Source organism: Psychrobacter sp. Sarcosine-02u-2 (assembly GCF_002836335.1).
In the GTDB taxonomy this organism is placed as follows: domain Bacteria; phylum Pseudomonadota; class Gammaproteobacteria; order Pseudomonadales; family Moraxellaceae; genus Psychrobacter; species Psychrobacter faecalis.
Window position 1 is genome coordinate 1 of record NZ_PJBX01000034.1, and the last position, 2,091, is coordinate 2,091.

The 2,091-nt window shown below is 37.9% G+C and carries 4 protein-coding genes; all 4 read left to right on the forward strand.

Features of this window, described 5'->3' with window-relative positions:
• The first annotated feature begins 26 nt into the window (after positions 1 to 26).
• The 4 genes from CXF58_RS01070 to CXF58_RS01080 all read left to right on the forward strand — a co-directional run bounded on the left by CXF58_RS01070 (position 27) and on the right by CXF58_RS01080 (position 2,079).
• Positions 27 to 620 carry a hypothetical protein gene (locus CXF58_RS01070; RefSeq protein WP_102076307.1) on the forward strand — a complete coding sequence of 198 codons (594 nt, stop codon included), beginning with the start codon at positions 27 to 29 and terminating at the stop codon, positions 618 to 620.
• An 81-nt stretch (positions 621 to 701) separates the two neighbouring features.
• Positions 702 to 1,040: a hypothetical protein gene (locus CXF58_RS01075; protein ID WP_225211716.1), complete on the forward strand. Its 339-nt coding sequence runs from the start codon at positions 702 to 704 to the stop codon at positions 1,038 to 1,040.
• A 253-nt stretch (positions 1,041 to 1,293) separates the two neighbouring features.
• Positions 1,294 to 1,461, forward strand: a complete 168-nt coding sequence (locus CXF58_RS13780; protein ID WP_180952491.1) for a hypothetical protein — start codon at positions 1,294 to 1,296, stop codon at positions 1,459 to 1,461.
• Positions 1,462 to 1,686: 225 nt separating this feature from the next.
• Positions 1,687 to 2,079, forward strand: coding sequence for a hypothetical protein (locus CXF58_RS01080; protein WP_102076308.1), 393 nt, complete (start codon positions 1,687 to 1,689; stop codon positions 2,077 to 2,079).
• The last annotated feature ends 12 nt before the right edge of the window (positions 2,080 to 2,091 follow it).

Below are 2,091 nucleotides of genomic sequence, written 5' to 3' on the forward strand. Positions count from 1 at the left end.
TTGATTAATTAAATTGAAGACTCAAAATGACCAACTTACTAGCTAAAAGATTCGGCACCAGTCCACGCTTAGAATTACTCAGCGGTGAATGGTTAAAGCAGGGCATGGGTGCCAAGACCGTTAAGTTTGATATTGGCCAAGGTGGATTGCCTCCTGAAGTGAACTGGGAGGATAAGGCAGCTGCTATTGCATTGATTGAGAGTCGTCACGCTAAAGCGCTGGCGTCTTTGTTGGTATGGGGTGATAACGAATTATGGGACTGGTCAGAGTGCTTTGATATGGTCGTAGAGTATCTTGCGCTTAAGATGTTCGATAGATGCGTCGTAGATGGCCGTGAAGCACCTAGGGGCGGTAAGCAAACCTTAAAGGAGTTATCGTCGCTTGTAGCACGTATGACATTGCATTTTGAGCTATATGATTTGTGGACTATCTACACGGTTGAAGGACGATTGTTGTTTAGTGGGATAAAAATGAATGACAGAACTTACAGTAATTATTTCTTATGCTACCAACGCCAGATGCTAAATGACCTAGAAGAGTTGGTCCACTGTATTAATAATGATATTGCCAAGTATAGATCTAACCTAGCAATAAGCTGTGAGCTGGTTGAAAGCATGTAATTATGATGATGTCATTAGTCTGTCACATTAAGAATCTAGTATAGCGTCATACAAATTCTTGATTAGAAAATAGCAGGTAAGATGATGTTAGATATAAAACAGGAAAAAGACATACAAGTTAGCCCACAAAGTTTTGATGCCATTATGATGTTAGCAATCACTACGGTCGCAGATGATATTGGTGATGCTCCTACCATTGACACGCCATTATTTGATGAAGCTCGAGAGGCTTATTGCGCTGAGCTTTTACAAAGTATTGTTGAATGGCAAAAACAGAACAGCGAAGATCTTTTGTTTGACTCGAATGCTACTCAAAATTACACCTATGCTAAGCGAGAGGCATTAATAAAGGTTGCAGAGGTAAAGCTTTTTAATGCTTTGCACGAAGGAGACTCTATTAGTGAAGAAATGATGATGTAGGGTACTAATCCACTTAATAAAATTTAAAAAATAAAGCAAGGAAGAGCAGGCTTGTCTAGGTATTATTATATGACTTGACCCATGCCGCACTGTAGTGTTATATTTTCTACAATGGCAGTAATTGTAAATTGATTTAAATATGAATGTCTTGAACGAAAGATAACTCTCCGGTTCTTTCGTTTTTTTATTGCCTACGTTTTTGTACCCGATATGTGATTTTCCATATCGGGCTTTTTTATGTCTACGATTTAGCATGGAAGCTGATATGTGCGATCTAACCAACCAAGAGGCCTATGATTATTATCAAGAGGTAACCGAGTCGTGCGACAAAGATTATTGGCTGCAGTTTCTTAAGGACCGAGCAAATAGAGGCGTGGAAGGTGCTCAAGGTTTTGTAGATAAGATTGAGTTTTGTAATTAATTACGGGCCCATAGCGCAGATGGTATCGCAATACACTGGGGGTGTAGTGGTCAGAGGACAGGACTCATAATTCTAACGTCACAGGTTCAAATCCTGCCGTCTTCATTATGTTAAATTAATCAGTTTTCCTTCCTTGAATGGTTTGGGCGGTTTTTTATAAGTTATATAGCTACACCCGATAATATGTTGTTATAATTTACTTTTGTTTGTATTTGAGAGAACGAAGTGAACTATAAAAAAGTTAGCATTGGTATAATTGGGGTTTTAGTTTTATTTTTTGTTTGGTCTTATTCAAGCAGTCTGAAATCAGCCGAAGAATCAAACGAGATTGCATTAGATGATGCTTACGCTGCTATCGAAGAATATAAGTTGATTATAGAAAATAGCAAAGCTGAAATCGAAAATCTTCAAAGTGAAATGTACAATGCTCATCAGACAGCTGACAATATTAGTGGAATGTATTATCAATTCAGCTTTATTCAATCACAATCAGAACTTGACGATTTAGCGTCTGACTTAGATAGTGAGGCTAGCCAATTGAAGTCTCAACTTAATGATGTGGACAGTTCAATACAAAATCTTGAAAGCCAGCTAGATGCAAGCGAATATTCTTACTGATAGATAGTAATA

What these genes read in the sequence shown, in the direction of transcription:
- CXF58_RS13780 (WP_180952491.1), top strand. Translation starts at nt 1,294, where the DNA reads ATGGAAGCTGATATGTGCGATCTAACCAACCAAGAGGCCTATGATTAT.
- CXF58_RS01070 (WP_102076307.1), top strand. Translation starts at nt 27, where the DNA reads ATGACCAACTTACTAGCTAAAAGATTCGGCACCAGTCCACGCTTAGAA.
- CXF58_RS01075 (WP_225211716.1), top strand. Translation starts at nt 702, where the DNA reads ATGATGTTAGATATAAAACAGGAAAAAGACATACAAGTTAGCCCACAA.